Here is a 19,535-nt window from a genome sequence, read left to right on the forward strand (position 1 = left end):
ATCAACCCGGCCGGTGGTGCGCGGCCCCGTAAAGGGGCCGGACATCGGCCGGGGGATGGACAATGTCCTGCCGGTCGGGAACCGTGCAGGAAGAAGACGCGACGCAGCCGGCCGCCGACCGACTTCAGGAACCGCAGCCGGGCCTTACTCAAGACACGCAGGAGCAAGTGGTGATCGAAGAGACCCTCCTCGAAGCCGAGGAGAAGATGGAGAAGGCCGTCGTGGTCGCCAAGGAGGACTTCGCCGCGATCCGCACCGGCCGTGCGCACCCGGCGATGTTCAACAAGATCGTGGCCGACTACTACGGTGCCCCGACGCCGATCAACCAGCTGGCCTCGTTCTCCGTGCCGGAGCCGCGCATGGCGGTCGTGACGCCGTTCGACAAGAGCGCGCTGCGCAACATCGAGCAGGCGATCCGGGACTCCGACCTGGGCGTCAACCCCAGCAACGACGGCAACATCATCCGGGTGGTGTTCCCCGAGCTGACCGAGGAGCGCCGCCGCGAGTACATCAAGGTCGCCAAGGGCAAGGGCGAGGACGCGAAGGTCTCGATCCGCTCGGTGCGCCGCAAGGCCAAGGACGCCATCGACAAGCTGATCAAGGACGGCGAGGTCGGCGAGGACGAGGGCCGCCGTGCGGAGAAGGAGCTGGACGACACCACGGCGAAGTACGTCGCCCAGGTCGACGAGCTCCTCAAGCACAAGGAAGCGGAGCTGCTCGAAGTCTGATGAGCGACTCTTCCTGGGGGGCGCCGCCACCGGCGGGGCCGGCCCGCTACTGGGGGCCCACCGAGGGTGGGCCTGTCCAGGGGGCCGCCCCGGCGGGTCCCGCGTACGATGCGCCTGAGGCGCAGCACACTCGCCCCATGCCCATCGTGCCCGACGAATCCGCCCAGGGCGGAGCCGACAACCGGAGGGCCGCTCGGGTGAGCGGCTCCCTGTTCCAGGACGAGTTCCGCTCCGAGCCCGCCCCGACCCGGACCGTCCCGGCCGAGAACCAGAATCCGGAGCCCATGCCCGACGCCCACCAGCCGGCGCCAGCGCCGCAGAAGAAGAGCGCGGGCCGTGACCTCAGCGCGGCCATAGGGGTCGGCGTCGGGCTCGGGGTGGTCATCATCGCCTCCCTGTTCGTCTGGAAGCCCGCGTTCGTCGGCGTCATCGCGGTCGCCGTGGTCGTCGGCCTGTGGGAGCTGACCAGCAGGCTGCGGGAGCGCAAGGGCATCAAGGCTCCGCTGGTGCCGCTCGCGGTCGGCGGTGCGGCGATGGTCGTCGCCGGGTACGTCCGTGGCGCCGAGGGAGCATGGGTCGCCATGGCCCTCACGGCGCTGGCCGCCCTGGTCTGGCGCATGACGGAGTCGCCGGAGGGCTATCTCAAGGACGTCACGGCGGGCGTCTTCGCCGCCTTCTACGTGCCGTTCCTGGCCACGTTCGTCGCCATGATGCTGACGGCCGGGGACGGGCCGTGGCGCGTCCTGACCTTCCTCCTCCTGACGGTCGTCAGCGACACCGGCGCGTACGCGGTCGGCTGGCGGTTCGGCAGACACAAGCTGGCCCCGCGCATCAGCCCCGGCAAGACCCGCGAGGGCCTGCTCGGCGCGGTGCTGTTCGCGATGGTGGCGGGCGCGCTGTGCATGCAGTTCCTGATCGACCACGGCAGCTGGTGGCAGGGCCTGCTGCTGGGCCTCTCGGTCGCGGCCAGCGCCACGCTGGGCGACCTCGGCGAGTCCATGATCAAACGGGACCTGGGGATCAAGGACATGGGCACCCTGCTCCCCGGCCACGGCGGCATCATGGACCGCCTGGACTCCCTCCTGCCGACGGCCCCGGTGGTCTGGCTCCTGATGGTGCTGTTCGTCGGCTCCGCGTAGGACGTGCGTCTCACGCCGTACGGCTCACGGGCCCCCGTCCTGGTGCAGGGCGGGGGCCCGTCGCGTACGGCAGGGTCAGGGTCTTCGGACTCTCAGGCCGACGGCGTGGCGCGGATGGCAGCGATGTCGAACTGGAGGCGGACCTTCTCGCTCACCATGGAGCCGCCCTGGGCCAGCCTCGCGTCGTAGGAAAGGCCCCAGTCGGAGCGGTTGATGGTGGTGGTGCCGTCGAAGCCGACCCGCTCGTCACCGAACGCGTCCGTCACATGGCCGATGTAGGTCAGCTCCAGGACGACGGGCCGGGTGGTGTCCTTGATGGTGAGGTCGCCGGTCATGAGGTAGACGTCCTTGCCGGCGAGCCGCACGGCGGTGCTCGTGAAGGTCATCCGCGGGTACGTCGCCGAGTCCAGGAACTGGCGGCCGACCACATGGGCGTCGCGCTGCTCGACACCGGTGTCGACGCTGGCGGTGTACAGCACGATGTCGGCCCGGGAGCGGGCCGGGTCGCGTCCGTCGAAGTACAGACGGCTCTCGTACTCCGCGAAGGAGCCCCGCACCGTCGTCACCATCGCGTGCCGCACGGAGAACCCGATCCTGCTGTGCGCGGGATCGATCAGCCACTCGCCGGTGAGGCCCACCAGTCCGGGATCGGGCAGTACGGCGGTGGCTCTGGCCACCGGGGCGGCGGTCGTCGCGGGGGCGGGGGACGGCTGCGCGCGCCGCTGGAAGGAGGTGCGGCCGAAAAGGTTCATGGTTCATGTGGTTACGGCAGGCCAGGGGGCGGGACAAGGCCCGACCAGGAAACCCGACCGTTCGTCAGCAGAACTTCACAGCTCACCTCCCGCACCCGGGCCGTCACTCACGCACAGCGGGGCCACCCGTTTGGATCTGCGACACTGGTAAGGCCATGCCTAAGCCCGGAGAACTCACTTTCGTCGCCCCGCGCGGAGCCAAGAAGCCGCCGCGGCATCTCGCCGACCTCACGCCCGCCGAGCGCAAGGACGCGGTGGCCGAGATCGGTGAGAAGCCGTTCCGTGCCAAGCAGCTCTCGCAGCACTACTTCGCGCGGTACGCGCACGACCCGGAGCAGTGGACCGACATCCCCGCCGGGTCGCGCGACAGGCTGCGGGAAGCGCTGTTCCCGGAGCTGATGACCGTCGTACGGCATCTGTCCACCGACCAGGGGACGACCCGCAAGACGCTGTGGCGGCTGTTCGACGGCACCCTCGTCGAGTCCGTGCTGATGCGGTACCCCGACCGGGTCACCATGTGCATCAGCTCGCAGGCGGGGTGTGGGATGAACTGCCCGTTCTGCGCGACCGGGCAGGCGGGGCTGGACCGGAACCTGTCCACCGCCGAGATCGTCCACCAGATCGTCGACGGAATGCGGGCGCTGAGGGACGGGGAAGTGCCCGGGGGCCCTGCCCGGCTCTCCAACATCGTCTTCATGGGCATGGGTGAGCCGCTCGCCAACTACAAGCGCGTCGTGGGCGCGATCCGGGCGCTGACCGATCCCGCCCCGGACGGGCTGGGGCTGTCGCAGCGCGGGATCACCGTGTCCACCGTCGGGCTCGTGCCGGCCATCCACCGGTTCGCCGACGAGGGCTTCAAGTGCCGGCTCGCGATCTCCCTGCACGCCCCCGACGACGAACTGCGCGACACCCTCGTCCCCGTGAACACGCGGTGGAAGGTGCGCGAGGTGCTGGACGCCGGGTTCGAGTACGCCGAGAAGAGCGGGCGCCGGCTGTCCATCGAGTACGCGCTGATCCGGGACATCAACGACCAGGCGTGGCGCGGTGACCGGCTCGGCCGGCTGCTCAAGGGCAAGCCCGTGCACGTCAATCTCATTCCGCTGAACCCGACGCCGGGGTCGAAGTGGACCGCCTCCCGGCCGGAGGACGAGAAGGCGTTCGTGGAGGCCATCGCCGCGCATGGTGTGCCCGTCACCGTCCGGGACACCCGTGGTCAGGAGATCGACGGAGCCTGTGGTCAGCTGGCGGCCACCGAGCGGTAATCTGGCCGGGTCCACATATCTTCATATTCCGACAGGGGAGCGCCACAGCGCTGAGAGTGCGGCGGACAGGGCCGCAGACCCTCTGAACCTCGCCCAGGTCATTCTGGGTAGGGAGTTCGGTCATCACTCAAGCTGTTGCGCCCTGCCCGGGTCTCCCCAGCGGAGCCCGGGCAGGGCCGCGTCTCTTCCTGGCCAACCCCAGGAGGACATCCAGTGCAGAACAAGACCTTCGTGGCCGTGGCGGTCGGGCTCGGCCTGATCACGCTGTCCGCGTGCGGTTCCGGCGGCGGCACCACGTCGTCCGCGGACTCCAGGACGGTGACGCTCGTCAGCCACAACGCGTGGGCCGTGTCCAAGAGCGTGCTCAAGGACTTCGAGCGGCAGACCGGGTACAAGGTCCGCAACCTCCAGGACGGCGACGCCGGGCAGGCCGTCAACAAGGCCATCCTGACCAAGGACAACCCGCAGGGCGACGTCTTCTTCGGCGTCGACAACACGCTGCTGTCCCGCGCCCTCGACAACGGCCTCTTCCAGCCGTACACCGCCAAGGGCCTGGACAAGGTCGGTGCCCAGTACCAGCTCGACCGGGACAAGCACCGGGTCACGCCGGTCGACTACGGCGACATCTGCGTCAACTACGACAAGAAGTACTTCGCCGACCACCACCTCACCCCGCCCCAGTCCTTCGCCGACCTCACCAAGCCCGCGTACAAGAACCTCCTCGTCACCGAGAACGCCGCCACCTCCTCGCCCGGCCTCGGGTTCCTGCTCGGCAGCGCGGCCCAGTTCGGGGACAACGGCTGGCAGGGCTACTGGAAGAAGCTGAAGGCCAACGGCGTCAAGGTCGTCGACGGCTGGGACCAGGCCTACTACCAGGAGTTCTCGGGTTCGTCGCAGGGCAAGAAGGCCGGCGGTGACCGGCCGCTCGTCGTGTCGTACGCCTCCTCGCCGCCCGCCGAGGTGATCTACGCCAAGAAGCGGCCCAGCACCGCCCCGACCGGGGTGGCGTACGGCACCTGCTTCCGGCAGATCGAGTTCGCCGGACTGCTCGGCAACGCGAAGAACCCCAAGGGCGCCAAGGCGTTCATCGACTTCCTGGTCTCCAGGGAGTTCCAGGAGGACATGCCGCTGAACATGTACGTCTACCCGGTGGTGCAGGGCGCGAAGGTCCCCGCCGAGTTCACCGAGTACGGCAAGGCCGCCCCGCATCCCGAGAGCATGGCGCCCGGCAAGATCGCCGCCAACCGTGACCAGTGGGTCAAGTCGTGGACCTCGCTCGTAGTGAAGTAGTCCCCCGCACGAGGGACTGGCGCGGGAGCGCGGCGCGGCTCGGGCTCATGGCCCTGCCCGTCGCGTTCTTCGCGCTGTTCTTCGCCTGGCCCGTCGCCGCGATCGTCGCGCGCGGGCTGAAGGCGGACGGCGCCTGGCGGTTCGGCCGGCTCGCGGACGTGGTCACGCAGCCGGACATCCGGCAGGTGCTGTGGTTCACCACCTGGCAGGCGCTCGCCTCCACGGCCCTCACCCTGCTGTTCGCGCTGCCGGCCGCGTATGTCTTCGCCCGCCTGGACTTTCCGGGCAAGCAGCTGCTGCGGGCCGTGGTCACGGTGCCGTTCGTGCTGCCGACCGTCGTCGCCGGCAGCGCGTTCCTCGCCCTCGTCGGGCACGGCGGGCTGCTGGACGAGCTGTGGGGCGTACGGCTGGACACCACGGTGTGGGCGATCCTGCTGGCCCACGTCTTCTTCAACTACGCGGTCGTCGTACGGACCGTCGGCGGGCTGTGGTCCCAGCTCGACCCCCGGCAGGAGGAGGCGGCCCGGATGCTGGGCGCGTCCGGGTGGCACGCCTGGCGGAAGGTGACGCTGCCCGCGCTCGCGCCCGCCGTGGCCGCCGCCGCGCTGATGGTGTTCCTGTTCACCTTCACCTCCTTCGGCGTCGTCCAGATCCTGGGCGGCCCGACCTTCTCCACCATCGAAGTGGAGATCTACCGGCAGACCTCCGAGTTCTTCGATCTCTCCACGGCCGCCGTCCTCACGCTCGTCCAGTTCGCCGCCGTCGGCGCGATCCTCGTCGTGCACGCCTGGACGGTACGGCGCCGGGAGGCCGCCCTGCGGCTCGTCGACCCGAAGGCGACCGCCCGCCGGCCGCGCGGCGCCGGGCAGTGGGCGCTGCTCGCCGGCGTCCTCGCCACCATCGCGCTGCTCCTGGTGCTGCCGCTCGCCGTCCTCGTCCAGCGCTCCCTGGACGCGCCGGGCTTCGGCTACTACCGGGCGCTCACGAACGCCGACGGCGGTACGTTCCTGGTGGCGCCGGTGCACGCGGTGTGGACGTCGCTGCAGTACGCCGTCGCCGCCACCGCCGTCGCCGTCCTGATCGGAGGTCTCGCCGCCGCCGCGCTGGCCCGCAGGGATGCCGGGCGGCTGGTGCGCGGCTTCGACGCGCTGCTGATGCTGCCGCTCGGCGTGTCCGCCGTGACCGTGGGCTTCGGTTTCCTGATCGCCCTCGACAAGCCGCCGCTGGACCTCAGACAGTCCTGGATGCTCGTCCCGCTCGCCCAGGCGCTGGTCGGCGCCCCCTTCGTCGTACGGACCATGCTGCCGGTGCTGCGCGCGGTGGACGTACGGCTGCGGGAGGCCGCCGCGGTGCTCGGGGCCTCGCCGTGGCGGGTGTGGCGGGAGGTGGACCTGCCGCTGGTGCGACGGGCGCTGCTGGTCGCGGCCGGGTTCGCGTTCGCCGTCTCGCTCGGCGAGTTCGGGGCGACGGTGTTCATCGCCCGGCCCGACAACCCGACCCTCCCGGTCGCCGTGGCCCGGCTGCTCAGCCGCCCCGGAGACCTCAACTACGGCCAGGCGATGGCCCTTTCGACGATTCTGATGGTGGTGTGCGCCGCCGCGCTGCTGGTTCTGGAGCGGCTGCGCACCGACCGGACGGGGGAGTTCTAGATGCTGCTGAGCCCGAGGGGGGAGTTCTGATGCCGCTGACCGGACGGGTGGGTGCCCGATGCTGCTGAGCCTCGATGCCGCGACCGTCCGCTTCGGCGGGCGGGCCGTGCTCGACGCGGTCGACCTGGACGTCGCCGAGCACGAGGTGGTGTGTGTGCTGGGCCCCAGCGGCAGCGGCAAGTCGACCCTGCTGCGCGTGGTCGCCGGGCTCCAGCCCCTCTCCGGCGGACGGGTGCTGCTCGACGGCCGTGACCAGTCGGGCGTGCCCGCGCACAAGCGGGGTGTCGGCCTGATGTTCCAGGACCACCAGCTCTTCCCGCAGCGGGACGTCGGCGCGAACGTGGCCTTCGGGCCGCGCATGCACGGCGTGGCGAAGCGTGAACGGGACGCCGGGGTGGGCGAGTTGCTGGAGCTGGTCGGGCTGCCCGGGGCCGCCCGGCGGGCCGTGGCCTCGCTGTCCGGCGGTGAGCAGCAGCGCGTGGCCCTGGCCCGGGCGCTCGCGCCCCGGCCCCGGCTGCTCATGCTGGACGAGCCGCTCGGCCAGCTCGACCGCTCGCTCAGGGAGCGGCTGGTGGTCGAACTGCGGGAGCTGTTCGGCCGGTTGGGCACCACGGTGCTCGCCGTGACCCACGACCAGGGCGAGGCGTTCGCGCTGGCCGACCGGGTGGTGGTGATGCGGGACGGGCGGATCGCGCAGTCCGGCACGCCGCTTGAGGTGTGGCAGCGGCCCGCCGACGCGTTCGTGGCCCGCTTCCTCGGCTTCGACAACGTGGTCCCGGCGACCGTCGCGGGGACGGCCGCCGACAGCCCCTGGGGCAAGCTGCCGGTGCCCGAGGGCTCCCCGCAGGGCGCCCGCAGCCTGCTGGTCCGGCCCGCCGGGGTACGGCTCGTGGCGCCCGACACCGGTCTGCCCTGCGCGGTGACCGCCCGCACCTTCAAGGGCACCCATGTCGCCGTCCACCTCCAGCCCGAGGACGGGCCGCGCCTGGAGGCGGCCTGCGCGCTGCGGGAGGCGCCGGAGGTCGGGGACGCGGTGGGCGTGGAGTTCGACGCGGCCGAAACCGTCGTGCTCGGCTCGTCATCGGAGGCCTAGGGTGAAGGCATGACTGTGCTCTCCCATGATCGCTACTGCGATGAGATCTCCCGTCAGACCGAGCAGTTGAGGGCCGTGGTGGCCTCCGGTGCCGATCTGTCCGCGACCGTGCCGACCTGCCCCGACTGGTCGCTGGAAGACCTCGTACGGCATATGGGCGGCGCCCTGCGGTGGGTGGAGACCCTGGTGCGCACCCGGGCTCAGGAGAGGGTCCCCTACGACCAGGTGCCGCTCGGTGCCGGGCCCGAGGAGCGGGGCGACGCGGCGGCGCTCGACAAGTGGCTGGCCCGGTCCGGCGAGCTGGTCGTCGCGACCCTGCGCGAGGCCGGGCCGGACACCGCGGTGTGGAGCTTCGTCCCGGAGCGGTCCGTCTCCGGGTTCTGGGCCCGCCGGATGACCCATGAGATCACCGTCCACCGGGCCGACGCGGCCCTCGCCGCCGGGCTCGGCTACGAACTGTCACCTGAGGTCGCCGTCGACACGATGGACGAGTGGCTGGACTTCGGCGTCTTCCTCCAGCGGGTCCGGGGCCATGAAGAGGCTTTGCGCCTGGACGGCCCCACCCGCTCCATCCACCTCCATGCCACCGACGCCGACCCGGCGCTGAACGCCGAGTGGCTGGTGGAGTTCGGCGCGGAGGGCGTGCGCTGGCGGCGCGGCCACGAGAAGGCCACGGTCGCGCTGCGCGGCCCGCTCACCTCCGTGCTGCTGGCCTTCTACCGGCGGCTGCCGCTGGACGGCCCCGGCCTCGAAGTCCTCGGCGAGCGCGAGGTGCTGGAGTCCTGGCTTCAGCGGGCGACCTTCGGCTGAGCCGGACGGAGAGACGACCGCGGCCCGTCCCCTGGGGACAGGAGGACGGGCCGCGGCGGTGTACGGAGGGCGAGGCGTCAGCCGTTGCCGCGCGTTCCACGACGGCGCATGCCGAAGAAGACCGCGGCACCGCCGACGACGACCAGCGCGCCCGCGATGCCGGCGATCAGGCCGGTGTTGGAGCTGGCACCGGTCTCGGCGAGGTTCGAGTCACCGGCTGCCGGGGACGGCGCGTTGCTCGGCACGGACGCCGGGGCGGAGCTGGACTCGGAGGCCGACGGAGTCGGGGTCGCCGACTCGGCCGGGGCGGACTTCGACGGGGTCGGCTTCGGCGTCCCGGCCGGCGGCGTCGGGGTCGGGCTCGCGCTCTTGCAGGCGGTGGACGGGGTCACCAGGTCGGGCTGGATGTCCTCGTCCACGCTCTTGTTGGCGGCCGTGACGTGCACGCGGTACGTCGCGCTCGGCTTCCAGTCGTCCGGGAAGCTGACCGGAGTGCCCAGAGCCGAGCCCTTGACCTTCTGCTCGCCCACCTTGGTCTCGACGCCACCGTTGTTCTTGAGGAACACCGAGATGGTGGCGGGGGTACGGGAGACGTCGGTGTCGGTGACGACGATGACGCCCTTGTCGCCGTCGCACTTGGCTTCGGCCTTGAAGTCACTGATGGTGCACGCGAGCGCGGAGCTGGACAGACCCAGCACCACGGCGGCCGAGGCGGAGGCGACACCCAGGATGCGCACGGAACGGCGTGCACTGCGGCGAGTTATGGACACGTTTGTCCTTTACAGGTGCAACTGCGGGGGGCTGTGAGGGAGTTGGAGCTACAGACGAGGTGAGGCCCCAGCACCCCCAGGAGGCTCACAGGTCTATAAGCGCTCCGTAAGCAGTGTCAATGCATATGCCGCCCAGGGCAGTTGGCTTTACCCGCTTATTAATCGCCGCTACGTTTGATCCCGGTTCAGCCCTGGCCCTCGACCGCGGCCGGGTCCATCCACATGACCTCCCAGGTGTGGCCGTCGAGGTCGTCGAAGGCGCGGCCGTACATGAACCCGTGGTCCTGGGTCGGGCCGCTCGCCGTGCCGCCCGCCGCGATCGCCTTGTCGACCAGCTCGTCGACCTTCTCGCGGCTCTCGGCGCTCAGACAGACCAGCACCTCGCTGGTCGTGGTCGCGTCGGCGATCTCCTTCTTGGTGAAGGTCGCGTAGAACGGCTTGGTGAGCAGCATCACGAAGATCGTGTCGCTGATCACCACGGAGGCGGCCTTCTCATCGCTGAACTGCGGGTTGATCGTGTAGCCGAGCTCCGTGAAGAACTTCTTCGAGGCGTCGAGGTCGTTCACGGGCAGGTTCACGAAGATCATCTGCTGGGACATGAGGTTCTCGCTTCCGTGGTTCGCGCGTGGGGTTCAGCGTGTTCGGAGGGGTAGACCCCGTGCCCCGGCGGAACTCATCGGCCGCAGGAGATTTTTTTGCGGCGGGCCGCTCAGCGGGTCACGGGGAGCGCCGCCAGGGCGGCGACGCCGAGCGTGAGCGGGCCGAAGACCGCCAGCAGGGCCGCCGCGCGGAGGGCCGCGGCCGCGCGCAGCATCGAGGCCGGAGCGCCGAGGCGGAGCAGCGCGGCGGTCGTGCCGGCCCGGCACTGGCGGGTCTCCACGGCCGCGGTGAGGAGGGTGGCGACCGCGCAGCCGGCGACGAACAGGGTGCCGAAGGTGGTCAGGGGGCCGAACGCCGGCGCCGAGCCGGTGGCCGGGGTGGTCCCGGCGAGGCCGGCGGCGGCGACCGCGCAGACGACGCCCAGGGGGCGGCCGATGCGGGTGGCCTCCGTCATGAGGACCCGGCCGGCCAGGAGGCGGAGGGCGCCGGGGCGGGTGGACTGGAGGAGGCGGCCGCACAGGTGGGTGAGGCCGGGGGAGGCGAGGACGAGGCCGGTCGCGGTGAGGAGCCAGCCAGTGAGCACGGCGAGGGCCGACCGGTCGGCGTACGCCTGGGCGGTCAGGCCGGTGGCGAGCAGGGCGACGCCCCACGGGAAGCCGGCGGGCGCGTCCCTGGGGGGCTGTGTGCCGAGGTCGGTCCAGTCCGGGTCCGGGGGCTCGGGGCCGGTCGCGCCGACCGGCGCCGGCGGGGTGCCGGCCGGCGCGGGGGCGGGAGCCGCCCCGGCGGCACGACGGCCCGCGGGCCGAGCACCGGGGCGCTCGCCGTCGCCTGCGTTCCGCCGGCCGAACCGTCCGCCGAACCGTGCGTACGAGCCGAACGTCTCCCGGGCCATCGAGCCGTACGCCCCGAAGCGGCCGTACCGGTGGTGGGCCGGGGTGGCGGGGTGCGGGTCCTGCGGGCGCAGGGCCAGGGCCACCGTCGCCGACGCGAGGGCGGGGGGCAGCGCCAGCAGGGTCAGGGTCGCGGGGGCGGGGAGCGGCCGTTCCGCCGCCAGGACGTCCGCCGCGGCGCCGTCGAAGGGCAGGCCCGTCAGGTCGCCGCGCAGGTGGAGGAAGGCCAGCAGCGCCAGCAGCGAGCCCAGGGCGCAGGACAGGGCCGTCGTCAGGGCGGAGACGGCCATCAGGCGCCCCGGGCCGAGGCCCACCGCGGACAGGCCGGGGCGTGGCCGGGTGCCGGGGTCGGTGCGGGCGACGGCGAGCGCCAGGTACACCGTGGCGGCGAGCGGTACCGCGCACCAGGCCAGGCGCAGCGTGGCGGCGTCCGCGGACTCGGGGTGGTTCAGGGCGTAGCCGAGGCAGGACAGGAGCAGGAAGCCGGTGCCCGCCGAGGCCGCGGCCACCAGCAGACGGCGCAGCTGGACGGCGGGGCGTCCCGCACGGCTCAGACGGAGAGCGACCACGCGGCGCGGCCCTCCGTGTCGGGTGCCTCCGGCAGGTGTACGGTGCGCACGCTGCGGCCGTCCAGCAGGCCCACGGCGCGGTCGGCGAGGGCGGCGGTCTCGGGGTCGTGCGTGGCGAGGACCACGGTGATGCCGTGCGAGCGGGCGGCCGAGATGAGGGTGCGCAGGGCCTGGATGCGGTCGGCGCGGTGCAGCGGCGCCGTCGGCTCGTCGGCGAACAGGATCATGGGGGCCGCGGCCAGCGCCCGGGCGATCGAGACCCGCTGGCGTTCGGCCTGGTGGAGTGCGTGCGGGCGGTTGCGGGCCTTCTCCCCCACGTCGAGCCGTTCCAGCCACTCCAGGGCGGCGACCTTGGCCCTGCGGCGGCCGGCACCGCGCAGCATCAGCGGGAGCGCGACGTTCTCCCAGGCGTTCAGCTCGGGGACCAGGACGGGCGCGGAGTCGATCCAGCCGAAGCGGTCCCGGCGCAGCCGCTCCCGGCGCATCGGGCCGAGGGTGTGCAGGGGCGTGCTGTTGAACCACACCTCGCCGTGCCGCACCGGCAGCAGACCGGACAGACAGCGCAGCAGAGTGGTCTTGCCGCTGCCCCGCGGGCCGGTGACGGCGACGATCTCGCCCTCGCGCACGGCGAGCGCGACCCCGGCGAGCCCCGGCGACCCGTCCGGGTACCTGAAGTGCAGCGAGCGTGCCCAGAGCACGTCGTTGTCCGGCGGGGCCTCCATGCGCGTACACCTCGGTTCCTGATCCGTTTTCCCTGCCTCGGTCCCTCGTGCGGGGGAACGAAGGCTGGGCCGATCGGTCACTGGAACGCTAGGACAGGTCCCCTGCGGCAGCCCGGACAGCACACGGCCCCGGGCCGCCGTTCCCACTCGAACGGAGGCACCGGGGCCGGTTTCGATCAGCCGATCGGATGATCGGACCTCCCGGGGGAGGCTCAGAGCTTCGTCCACGCCTCCGTGAGGGTGGCGCGCAGGATCTGCTCGATCTCGTCGAAGGTCTCCTGGTTGGAGATCAGCGGCGGGGCGAGCTGGATGACCGGGTCGCCGCGGTCGTCGGCACGGCAGTACAGGCCGTTGTCGAACAGTGCCTTGGAGAGGAAGCCGTACAGGACCCGCTCGGTCTCCTCGTCGTTGAAGGACTCCTTGGTGTGCTTGTCCTTCACCAGCTCGATGCCGTAGAAGAAGCCGTTGCCGCGGACGTCGCCGACGATCGGCAGGTCGTGCAGCTTCTGCAGGGTCTGCAGGAAGGCGCCCTCGTTGTCGAGCACGTGCTGGTTGAGGTTCTCGCGCTCGAACAGGTCGAGGTTGGCGAGGCCCACCGCGGCCGACACGGGGTGGCCGCCGAAGGTGTAGCCGTGCAGGAAGGTGTTGTCGCCCTTGTAGAACGGCTCGGCGAGCCTGTCCGAGACGATGCAGGCGCCGATCGGGGAGTAGCCCGAGGTCATGCCCTTGGCGCAGGTGATCATGTCCGGGACGTAGCCGAACTTGTCGCAGGCGAACATCGTGCCCAGGCGGCCGAAGGCGCAGATGACCTCGTCGGAGACGAGCAGCACGTCGTACTGGTCGCAGATCTCGCGCACGCGCTGGAAGTAGCCGGGCGGCGGCGGGAAGCAGCCGCCGGCGTTCTGCACCGGCTCCAGGAAGACCGCGGCGACGGTGTCCGGGCCCTCGAAGAGGATCTGCTGCTCGATCTGGTCGGCGGCCCAGCGGCCGAAGGCCTCCGGGTCGTCACCGAATATGGGGGCGCGGTAGATGTTGGTGTTCGGCACCTTGTGCGCGCCCGGGACGAGCGGCTCGAAGGGGGCCTTCAGACCGGGCAGACCCGTGATGGACAGGGCGCCCTGCGGGGTGCCGTGGTAGGCGACCGCACGCGAGATGACCTTGTACTTGGTCGGCTTGCCCTGCAGCTTGAAGTACTGCTTGGCGAGCTTCCAGGCGGTCTCGACGGCCTCGCCGCCGCCCGTGGTGAAGAAGACCTTGTTCAGGTCGCCCGGGGCGTGGTCGGCCAGGCGCTCGGCCAGCTCGACGGCCTTCGGGTGGGCGTAGGACCACACCGGGAAGAAGGCCAGCTCCTGGGCCTGCTTGAAGGCGGTCTCGGCGAGTTCCGTACGGCCGTGACCGGCCTGGACCACGAACAGACCCGCGAGACCGTCGAGGTAGCGCTTGCCCTTGTCGTCGTAGATGTAGGTGCCCTCGCCCCGGACGATGGTCGGGACGGGCGAGTTCTCGTACGAGGACATGCGGGTGAAGTGCATCCACAGGTGGTCGTACGCGGTGCGGCTGAGGTCCTTCTGGCTCACGGTTATCGGGTCCTCACGGTTATCGGGTTCCCCACATGTAGGTCTGCTTCTTCAGCTTCAGGTAGACGAAGCTTTCGGTGGAGCGCACCCCGGGCAGGGCCCGGATGCGTTTGTTGATGACGTCCAGCAGGTGGTCGTCGTCCTCGCAGACGATCTCGGCGAGGATGTCGAACGAGCCCGCGGTCATCACCACGTACTCGACTTCCGACATGCCGGTCAGCGCGTCCGCGATCGACTCGACATCGCCCTCGACGTTGATCCCGACCATCGCCTGCCGGCGGAAGCCCACGGTGAGCGGGTCCGTGACGGCGACGATCTGCATCACGCCCTGGTCCAGCAGCTTCTGGACGCGCTGGCGCACGGCCGCCTCGGAGAGGCCGACGGCCTTGCCGATCGCGGCGTACGGCCGGCGGCCGTCCTCCTGGAGCTGCTGGATGATGGCGAGGGAGACGGCGTCCAGCTGGGGGCTGTTGCCGTTCCTGGACTCGCGGGAGGAGTCCCTCTGGTCTGCGCTTCGACTGGCCACGACCTCACTGTGCACGACGTCTCGACAGTTTCGCAAGGCCCGATCGATGAAATCCGTTGTTTCGAATGCTGTGTCTTGCGGATTTCGCAGAACTGTGGGCGACGGGGGTGTTGAAAACGTGGGCCCGGCGGCTAGGGTGGGTGTCTCAGTGAGTGGACGCAAAGAACCTGATCAGGAGGCCGGCAGTGAGCACCGAGCTGCGTCGTCTGCGCAACTACATCGACGGTGAGTTCCGGGACGCCGCCGACGGACGGACCACCGAGGTGGTCAACCCCGCGACGGGCGAGGCGTACGCGACCGCGCCGCTGTCCGGCAAGGCGGACGTGGACGCCGCCATGGAGGCCGCCGCGCGCGCCTTCCCGTCCTGGCGGGACACCACGCCCGCCGAACGCCAGAAGGCTCTCCTCAAGATCGCCGACGCGTTCGAGGAGCGCGCCGAGGAACTGATCGCGGCCGAGGTGGAGAACACGGGCAAGCCGGTCGGGCTCACCCGCTCCGAGGAGATCCCGCCGATGGTCGACCAGATCCGCTTCTTCGCGGGCGCGGCGCGACTGCTGGAGGGCCGCTCGGCCGGCGAGTACATGGAGGGGATGACCTCGATCATCCGCCGTGAGCCGGTCGGCGTCTGCGCCCAGGTCGCCCCCTGGAACTACCCGATGATGATGGCGGTGTGGAAGTTCGCCCCGGCCATCGCCGCGGGCAACACGGTCGTCCTCAAGCCCTCGGACACCACCCCGGCCTCCACGGTCCTGATCGCCGACATCATCGGCTCGATCCTGCCCAAGGGCGTCTTCAACGTCATCTGCGGCGACCGCGAGACCGGCCGCCTGATGGTCGAGCACGACATCCCGGCCATGGCTTCCATCACCGGCTCGGTACGCGCCGGCATGTCGGTGGCCGAGTCGGCGTCGAAGGACCTCAAGCGGGTCCACCTGGAGCTGGGCGGCAAGGCCCCGGTCGTCGTCTTCGAGGACACCGACATCGCCAAGGCCGTCGAGGACATCTCCGTCGCGGGCTTCTTCAACGCCGGCCAGGACTGTACGGCCGCGACCCGCGTGCTCGTCCACGAGTCCATCCACGACGAGTTCGTGTCGGCGCTCGCCAAGGCCGCGTCCGAGACCAAGACCGGCCAGCCGGACGACGAGGACGTCCTCTTCGGCCCGCTGAACAACCCGAACCAGCTCAAGCAGGTCTCCGGCTTCATCGAGCGCCTGCCCGCGCACGCCAAGGTCGAGGCGGGCGGCCACCAGGTCGGCGACAAGGGCTACTTCTACGCCCCGACCGTGGTCTCCGGCCTGAAGCAGGACGACGAGATCATCCAGAAGGAGGTCTTCGGCCCGGTCATCACCGTCCAGTCCTTCGCCGACGAGGACCAGGCCGTCCAGTGGGCCAACGGCGTCGAGTACGCCCTCGCCTCCTCGGTGTGGACCAAGGACCACGCCCGCGCGATGCGGATGTCCAAGAAGCTCGACTTCGGCTGCGTGTGGATCAACACGCACATCCCGCTGGTCGCGGAGATGCCGCACGGTGGCTTCAAGAAGTCCGGCTACGGCAAGGACCTGTCGGCGTACGGGTTCGAGGACTACACGCGGATCAAGCACGTGATGACGTCCATCGGCGAGTAACCGTCGCAGACAGCAGTGAGCGGCCCCGGACGGGTTCACCTCCGTCCGGGGCCGCGCCGTCTCATTCCCCTGCGGCGTCCCCGGCCACGAACGCCAGCTCCTGCTCGGTCAGTTCGAGCCGTGCCGCGCGCTCCCAGTCCGCCGTCTGCTCCGGCTTGCGCGCTCCCGCGATCGCCCCCGTGACGCCCCTGCGGGCCAGCACCCAGGCGAGGGCCACCGCCGCCACCGTCGTACCGTGCGCCCGAGCGACCGTCCGGAGCCGGTCCACCGTACGGAGATTGGTGTCCAGGTTCGTCGTGAAGTCCGGGTGGGTGCGGCGCCAGTCGGCGGGGTCGAGGGCGTCGATCCGCTCCCGGGTGAAGGTGCCGCTGAGCAGGCCCGAGTGGAGCGGCTGGTAGGGGATCACGCCGGTGCCGTGGTCGGCCGCCCAGTCGATCTCCGGCTCGGCGGAGCGGTTGAGGAGGGACAGCGGGGGCTGGACCGCGTCGACCGGGGCGATGCGGTGGGCCGCCGCCAGCTGCTCGGGGCTGTGGTTGGACAGACCGATCGCCCGCACCTTGCCCTCCGCCTTCAGGTCGGCCATCACCTGCCAGTACTCCTCCAGCGGGGTGGCCCGCGCGTCCTCGGGCGGCTCGGTGCCGTCCCAGTTCAGGGAGGCGCCGGTGTCCGGCCAGTGCACCTGGTAGAGGTCGATCACCTCCACGCCGAGCCGGCGCAGCGAGTCCTCGACCTCGCGCCGTACGCTGTCGGGCCGCATGATCCGGCGGGGAGCCGCGGCCGGGTCCTCCGGGTTCCAGACCAGGCCCGCCTTCGTGAACACATACGGGCGGTCGGCCCGGGGCAGTTCGGCCAGCGCCTTGCCGACCACCTCCTCGGAGTGCCCGAGCCCGTACACCGCGGCGGTGTCGATCCAGTTGACGCCCAGCTCGACCGCACGGTGCACGGTCTCGATCGACTGCCGGTCGTCCTGCGCGCCCCAGGTGAAGCGCCAGCCGTCGCCGCCGAACGCCCAGGCGCCGAGCCCGATCACGGAGATGTCCAGGCCGGAGGAGCCGAGGGGGCGGAGGGGGAGAGTCATCGTCGTACGTCCTTGTCGTGCTCGGAAGGTTTCGCTGACGTCCACGACTCTGCGCCCCTCGCGGGCCACCTCGACAGGCAAGCTTTATAGGGGGGAAAGACTTGGCCACCCTTGTCCGGCGCACGTCCCGGATACTCGTGGGCATGACGACACCCGGCGAACGGCGCACCGAACTCAGCCAGTTCCTCCGGTCCCGGCGGGCCAGGCTCACCCCGGCCGACGTGGGACTGACGGCGTACGGCCCCCGGCGCGTGCCCGGACTGCGACGCGAGGAACTGGCGCAGCTGGCCGGGGTGAGCGTCGAGTACTACGTACGCCTGGAGCAGGGCCGCAACCCGCATGTGTCGGACGGCGTCCTGGAGGCCGTCGGGCGGGCGCTGCGCCTGGACGCGGCCGAGCGGGCGCACCTGCGCAACCTGGCCCGCCCCGACCGGGCCCTGCCGGATCCGGCACCGGCCGCCGAGGCGGTACGGCCGTCCCTGCGCCGGCTGATCGACGCGCAGCCCGGCCCGGCGTACGTCTGCGGCCACCTCACCCAGGTGCTGGCCTGGAACGCGCTCGCCGCGGCGGTCTTCGGGGACTTCGGCGAAGTGCCCGAGAACCGCCGGACGTTCGCGCACCTCATCTTCCTCGACGCCCGGTACCGCGAGCTGTTCGCGGACAGCTGGAGGGCGAAGGCGGAGGCCACCGTGGCGTTCCTGCGGGTGAGCGTGGGCCGGTATCCCGACGATCCGGCGCTCGCCTCCCTCATCGGCACCCTCGCCATGAAGAGCGAGGAGTTCGCGGCGCTGTGGGCCCGCCAGGACGTGGCGGACAAGGGCCCCGGCCGCTACACCCTGCGCCACCCGCTGGTCGGGCCGCTCACCCTGGACTTCGAGGTGCTCGCCACCAACGACCCCGGCCAGGTGCTGGTCAGCTATCTCCCGGCCCTGGAGACCGAGGCGGCCCAGGCCCTGGAACTGATCGGCAGCTGGGGGCCGGCCGGTGCCTGAACGGCACTGATCGACAGGGTGTCGGGCAGGCGGGGGCATGCTCGACGCAGCGTCGATTGCCCCTCCGAGCGCCGGAGCGGCATCCTTCCGGGGTGCCCCAGACTTCTTCACGTACGTCGCCGATGTCCCGCCGCTCCCTCCTGCGCGCACTCGGCGGCACCGCCGCGCTCGGTGCCCTGGCCGGCTGCGGGGTGCCCGCCGCCTATGTCGCGCCCGGCGACCGGGGCGTCGCCGACGAGTCAGCGGCCGACAAGAGGCTGACCTGGGCGAACTGGCCGCTGTACATCGACACCGATGACAAGAACCCCAACCGGCGGCCCACCGTGGACGCCTTCGAGAAGCGCACCGGCATCTCCGTGGACTACGCCGAGGAGATCAACGACAACGACGAGTTCTTCGGCAAGATCAGCCCCGCGCTGATGAACCACCAGCCCACCGGCCGCGACCTGATCGTCATCAGCGACTGGATGTGCGCCCGGTTCGTCCGGCTGGGCTGGGTCCAGCAGATGGACCGCGCCCGCCAGCCGAACGTGGCCAGGTACCTCGACCCGCTGCTGCGGTCGCCCGCCTTCGACAAGGGCCGCCGGTTCACGGTGCCGTGGCAGTCGGGCATCACCGGCATCGCCTACAACCGCAGGAAGCTGGGCCGCGAGATCCGGCACGTCAAGGACCTGTGGGCGAGCGATCTCAAGGGCCGCGTGACGCTCCTCTCCGGCCTGGACGAGTCGTTCGCGCTGCTGATGCAGGGCAACGGCGTGGACATCACGCGGTGGACGGCGGACGACTTCCACCACGTCTGCGACGAGGTGGAGCGGGAGGTCCACCGCGGCCAGATACGCCGCTTCACCGGCAACGACTACACCAAGGACCTGGTCAGCGGGGACGTGCTGGCCTGCCAGGCCTACTCCGGCGACGTCATCCAGCTGCAGGCCGACAACCCCGACATCCGCTTCGTCGTGCCCGAGGAGGGCGCCGAACTGTGGTCGGACTCCCTGATGATCCCCGACCGGGCCCGCCACAAGGCCAACGCCGAGCGCCTGATCGACTCCTACTACGACCCCGCCGTCGCCGCGAAGCTGGCCGCCTGGGTCAACTACGTCTGCCCGGTCCCGGCCGCCAAGGAGGTCCTGGCGGCATCGAAGGACAAGGACACCGCCGCCCTCGCGGACAATCCCCTGATCTTCCCGGACACCGGCATGCGGTCCCGCCTCGCCATCGCCCGCGACATCACCTCCACGGAAAGAGTGGAGTTCGCGAAGCGGTGGAACACGATCGTGGGTCTCTAGGTGTGATGTCCCGGGACGCCGGTGACACGCGTGCTGCCCGTGTGTGGTCTCGGGCTGCCGTATCCACGCGGCCGGTAGCCGAAGCGCCTCTTCGGGGCTCCTCGACGACTTCGCCGTGCGGCGGCTGACCGCGTCCCAGGCCGACGGCGTCTGCGGACTCGTCTCCGGGCGGCAGGG

Annotated in this window: 18 protein-coding genes; 10 read left to right on the forward strand and 8 right to left on the reverse strand. The window is 71.1% G+C overall.

Going from position 1 to position 19,535, the window contains the following annotated elements; all coding sequences use genetic code 11:
• The first annotated feature begins 170 nt into the window (after nucleotides 1–170).
• The gene (frr, locus tag ABT171_RS06095; protein ID WP_014675285.1) at nucleotides 171–728 is read left to right on the forward strand and encodes a ribosome recycling factor; all 558 of its coding nucleotides are present in this window, start codon (nucleotides 171–173) and stop codon (nucleotides 726–728) included.
• Entirely contained in the window at nucleotides 728–1,867 is a 1,140-nt protein-coding gene (locus ABT171_RS06100) for a phosphatidate cytidylyltransferase (protein ID WP_351240283.1), read from the forward strand. The genes frr and ABT171_RS06100 overlap by 1 nt, the downstream gene beginning before the upstream one ends.
• 92 nt (nucleotides 1,868–1,959) lie before the next feature.
• On the opposite strand, the gene ABT171_RS06105 is transcribed toward ABT171_RS06100, so the two are convergent.
• Nucleotides 1,960–2,619: a YceI family protein gene (locus tag ABT171_RS06105; RefSeq protein ID WP_351240285.1), complete on the reverse strand. Its 660-nt coding sequence runs from the start codon at nucleotides 2,617–2,619 to the stop codon at nucleotides 1,960–1,962.
• Nucleotides 2,620–2,774: 155 nt separating this feature from the next.
• On the opposite strand from ABT171_RS06105, the gene rlmN reads away from it, so the two are divergent.
• The 5 genes from rlmN to ABT171_RS06130 all read left to right on the forward strand — a co-directional run bounded on the left by rlmN (nucleotide 2,775) and on the right by ABT171_RS06130 (nucleotide 8,723).
• The gene (rlmN, locus tag ABT171_RS06110; protein ID WP_351240287.1) at nucleotides 2,775–3,881 is read left to right on the forward strand and encodes a dual-specificity RNA methyltransferase RlmN; all 1,107 of its coding nucleotides are present in this window, start codon (nucleotides 2,775–2,777) and stop codon (nucleotides 3,879–3,881) included.
• Between the two features lie 213 nt (nucleotides 3,882–4,094).
• A complete protein-coding gene (locus ABT171_RS06115) occupies nucleotides 4,095–5,171 on the forward strand; it encodes a thiamine ABC transporter substrate-binding protein (RefSeq protein WP_351240289.1) in 1,077 nt (358 codons plus the stop codon).
• Nucleotides 5,172–5,218: 47 nt separating this feature from the next.
• Complete coding sequence (locus tag ABT171_RS06120) at nucleotides 5,219–6,820, forward strand: ABC transporter permease (RefSeq protein WP_351240291.1); 1,602 nt, start codon at nucleotides 5,219–5,221, stop codon at nucleotides 6,818–6,820.
• Nucleotides 6,821–6,878: 58 nt separating this feature from the next.
• Nucleotides 6,879–7,913: an ABC transporter ATP-binding protein gene (locus ABT171_RS06125; protein ID WP_351240293.1), complete on the forward strand. Its 1,035-nt coding sequence runs from the start codon at nucleotides 6,879–6,881 to the stop codon at nucleotides 7,911–7,913.
• Nucleotides 7,914–7,922: 9 nt separating this feature from the next.
• Nucleotides 7,923–8,723 (forward strand): maleylpyruvate isomerase N-terminal domain-containing protein, encoded by an 801-nt coding sequence (locus ABT171_RS06130; protein WP_351240295.1) that lies wholly within the window; start codon nucleotides 7,923–7,925, stop codon nucleotides 8,721–8,723.
• Nucleotides 8,724–8,800: 77 nt separating this feature from the next.
• On the opposite strand, the gene ABT171_RS06135 is transcribed toward ABT171_RS06130, so the two are convergent.
• The 6 genes from ABT171_RS06135 to ABT171_RS06160 form a co-directional block, all read right to left on the reverse strand.
• Nucleotides 8,801–9,493: an LAETG motif-containing sortase-dependent surface protein gene (locus ABT171_RS06135; protein ID WP_351240297.1), complete on the reverse strand. Its 693-nt coding sequence runs from the start codon at nucleotides 9,491–9,493 to the stop codon at nucleotides 8,801–8,803.
• 185 nt (nucleotides 9,494–9,678) lie between these two features.
• Nucleotides 9,679–10,092, reverse strand: a complete 414-nt coding sequence (locus ABT171_RS06140; RefSeq protein ID WP_351240299.1) for a VOC family protein — start codon at nucleotides 10,090–10,092, stop codon at nucleotides 9,679–9,681.
• 110 nt (nucleotides 10,093–10,202) lie between these two features.
• Nucleotides 10,203–11,552 carry a hypothetical protein gene (locus ABT171_RS06145; protein WP_351240301.1) on the reverse strand — a complete coding sequence of 450 codons (1,350 nt, stop codon included), beginning with the start codon at nucleotides 11,550–11,552 and terminating at the stop codon, nucleotides 10,203–10,205.
• On the reverse strand, nucleotides 11,534–12,274 hold the full coding sequence (locus tag ABT171_RS06150) for an ABC transporter ATP-binding protein (RefSeq protein WP_351240303.1): 741 nt from the start codon (nucleotides 12,272–12,274) through the stop codon (nucleotides 11,534–11,536). Before ABT171_RS06150 ends, ABT171_RS06145 begins: the two co-directional genes overlap by 19 nt.
• Nucleotides 12,275–12,486: 212 nt before the next feature.
• Complete coding sequence (locus tag ABT171_RS06155; RefSeq protein ID WP_351240305.1) at nucleotides 12,487–13,851, reverse strand: aspartate aminotransferase family protein; 1,365 nt, start codon at nucleotides 13,849–13,851, stop codon at nucleotides 12,487–12,489.
• Between the two features lie 19 nt (nucleotides 13,852–13,870).
• Nucleotides 13,871–14,392 (reverse strand): Lrp/AsnC family transcriptional regulator, encoded by a 522-nt coding sequence (locus ABT171_RS06160; RefSeq protein WP_185149123.1) that lies wholly within the window; start codon nucleotides 14,390–14,392, stop codon nucleotides 13,871–13,873.
• A gap of 170 nt (nucleotides 14,393–14,562) precedes the next feature.
• On the opposite strand from ABT171_RS06160, the gene ABT171_RS06165 reads away from it, so the two are divergent.
• A complete protein-coding gene (locus ABT171_RS06165) occupies nucleotides 14,563–16,002 on the forward strand; it encodes a gamma-aminobutyraldehyde dehydrogenase (protein WP_351240308.1) in 1,440 nt (479 codons plus the stop codon).
• 61 nt (nucleotides 16,003–16,063) lie between these two features.
• On the opposite strand, the gene ABT171_RS06170 is transcribed toward ABT171_RS06165, so the two are convergent.
• Nucleotides 16,064–17,080 (reverse strand): aldo/keto reductase, encoded by a 1,017-nt coding sequence (locus ABT171_RS06170; RefSeq protein ID WP_351240310.1) that lies wholly within the window; start codon nucleotides 17,078–17,080, stop codon nucleotides 16,064–16,066.
• A 143-nt stretch (nucleotides 17,081–17,223) separates the two neighbouring features.
• Between ABT171_RS06170 and ABT171_RS06175 the strand changes: the two genes are divergently transcribed.
• Together ABT171_RS06175 and ABT171_RS06180 are read left to right on the forward strand one after the other, a co-directional pair.
• Nucleotides 17,224–18,072 carry a helix-turn-helix transcriptional regulator gene (locus tag ABT171_RS06175; protein ID WP_351240312.1) on the forward strand — a complete coding sequence of 283 codons (849 nt, stop codon included), beginning with the start codon at nucleotides 17,224–17,226 and terminating at the stop codon, nucleotides 18,070–18,072.
• A 92-nt stretch (nucleotides 18,073–18,164) separates the two neighbouring features.
• Nucleotides 18,165–19,358 (forward strand): ABC transporter substrate-binding protein, encoded by a 1,194-nt coding sequence (locus ABT171_RS06180; protein ID WP_351240314.1) that lies wholly within the window; start codon nucleotides 18,165–18,167, stop codon nucleotides 19,356–19,358.
• Nucleotides 19,359–19,535 lie beyond the last annotated feature (177 nt).

This window comes from Streptomyces sp. NPDC001851 (assembly GCF_040297165.1).
GTDB lineage: Bacteria > Actinomycetota > Actinomycetes > Streptomycetales > Streptomycetaceae > Streptomyces.

Bases quoted from the DNA above. Each gene is read 5' to 3' on its own strand.
- ABT171_RS06100 (WP_351240283.1), top strand. From the start codon at position 728: ATGAGCGACTCTTCCTGGGGGGCGCCGCCACCGGCGGGGCCGGCCCGC.
- ABT171_RS06105 (WP_351240285.1), bottom strand. From the start codon at position 2,619: ATGAACCTTTTCGGCCGCACCTCCTTCCAGCGGCGCGCGCAGCCGTCC.
- rlmN (WP_351240287.1), top strand. From the start codon at position 2,775: ATGCCTAAGCCCGGAGAACTCACTTTCGTCGCCCCGCGCGGAGCCAAG.
- ABT171_RS06120 (WP_351240291.1), top strand. From the start codon at position 5,219: ATGGCCCTGCCCGTCGCGTTCTTCGCGCTGTTCTTCGCCTGGCCCGTC.
- ABT171_RS06125 (WP_351240293.1), top strand. From the start codon at position 6,879: ATGCTGCTGAGCCTCGATGCCGCGACCGTCCGCTTCGGCGGGCGGGCC.
- ABT171_RS06130 (WP_351240295.1), top strand. From the start codon at position 7,923: ATGACTGTGCTCTCCCATGATCGCTACTGCGATGAGATCTCCCGTCAG.
- ABT171_RS06140 (WP_351240299.1), bottom strand. From the start codon at position 10,092: ATGTCCCAGCAGATGATCTTCGTGAACCTGCCCGTGAACGACCTCGAC.
- ABT171_RS06150 (WP_351240303.1), bottom strand. From the start codon at position 12,274: ATGGAGGCCCCGCCGGACAACGACGTGCTCTGGGCACGCTCGCTGCAC.
- ABT171_RS06170 (WP_351240310.1), bottom strand. From the start codon at position 17,080: ATGACTCTCCCCCTCCGCCCCCTCGGCTCCTCCGGCCTGGACATCTCC.
- ABT171_RS06175 (WP_351240312.1), top strand. From the start codon at position 17,224: ATGACGACACCCGGCGAACGGCGCACCGAACTCAGCCAGTTCCTCCGG.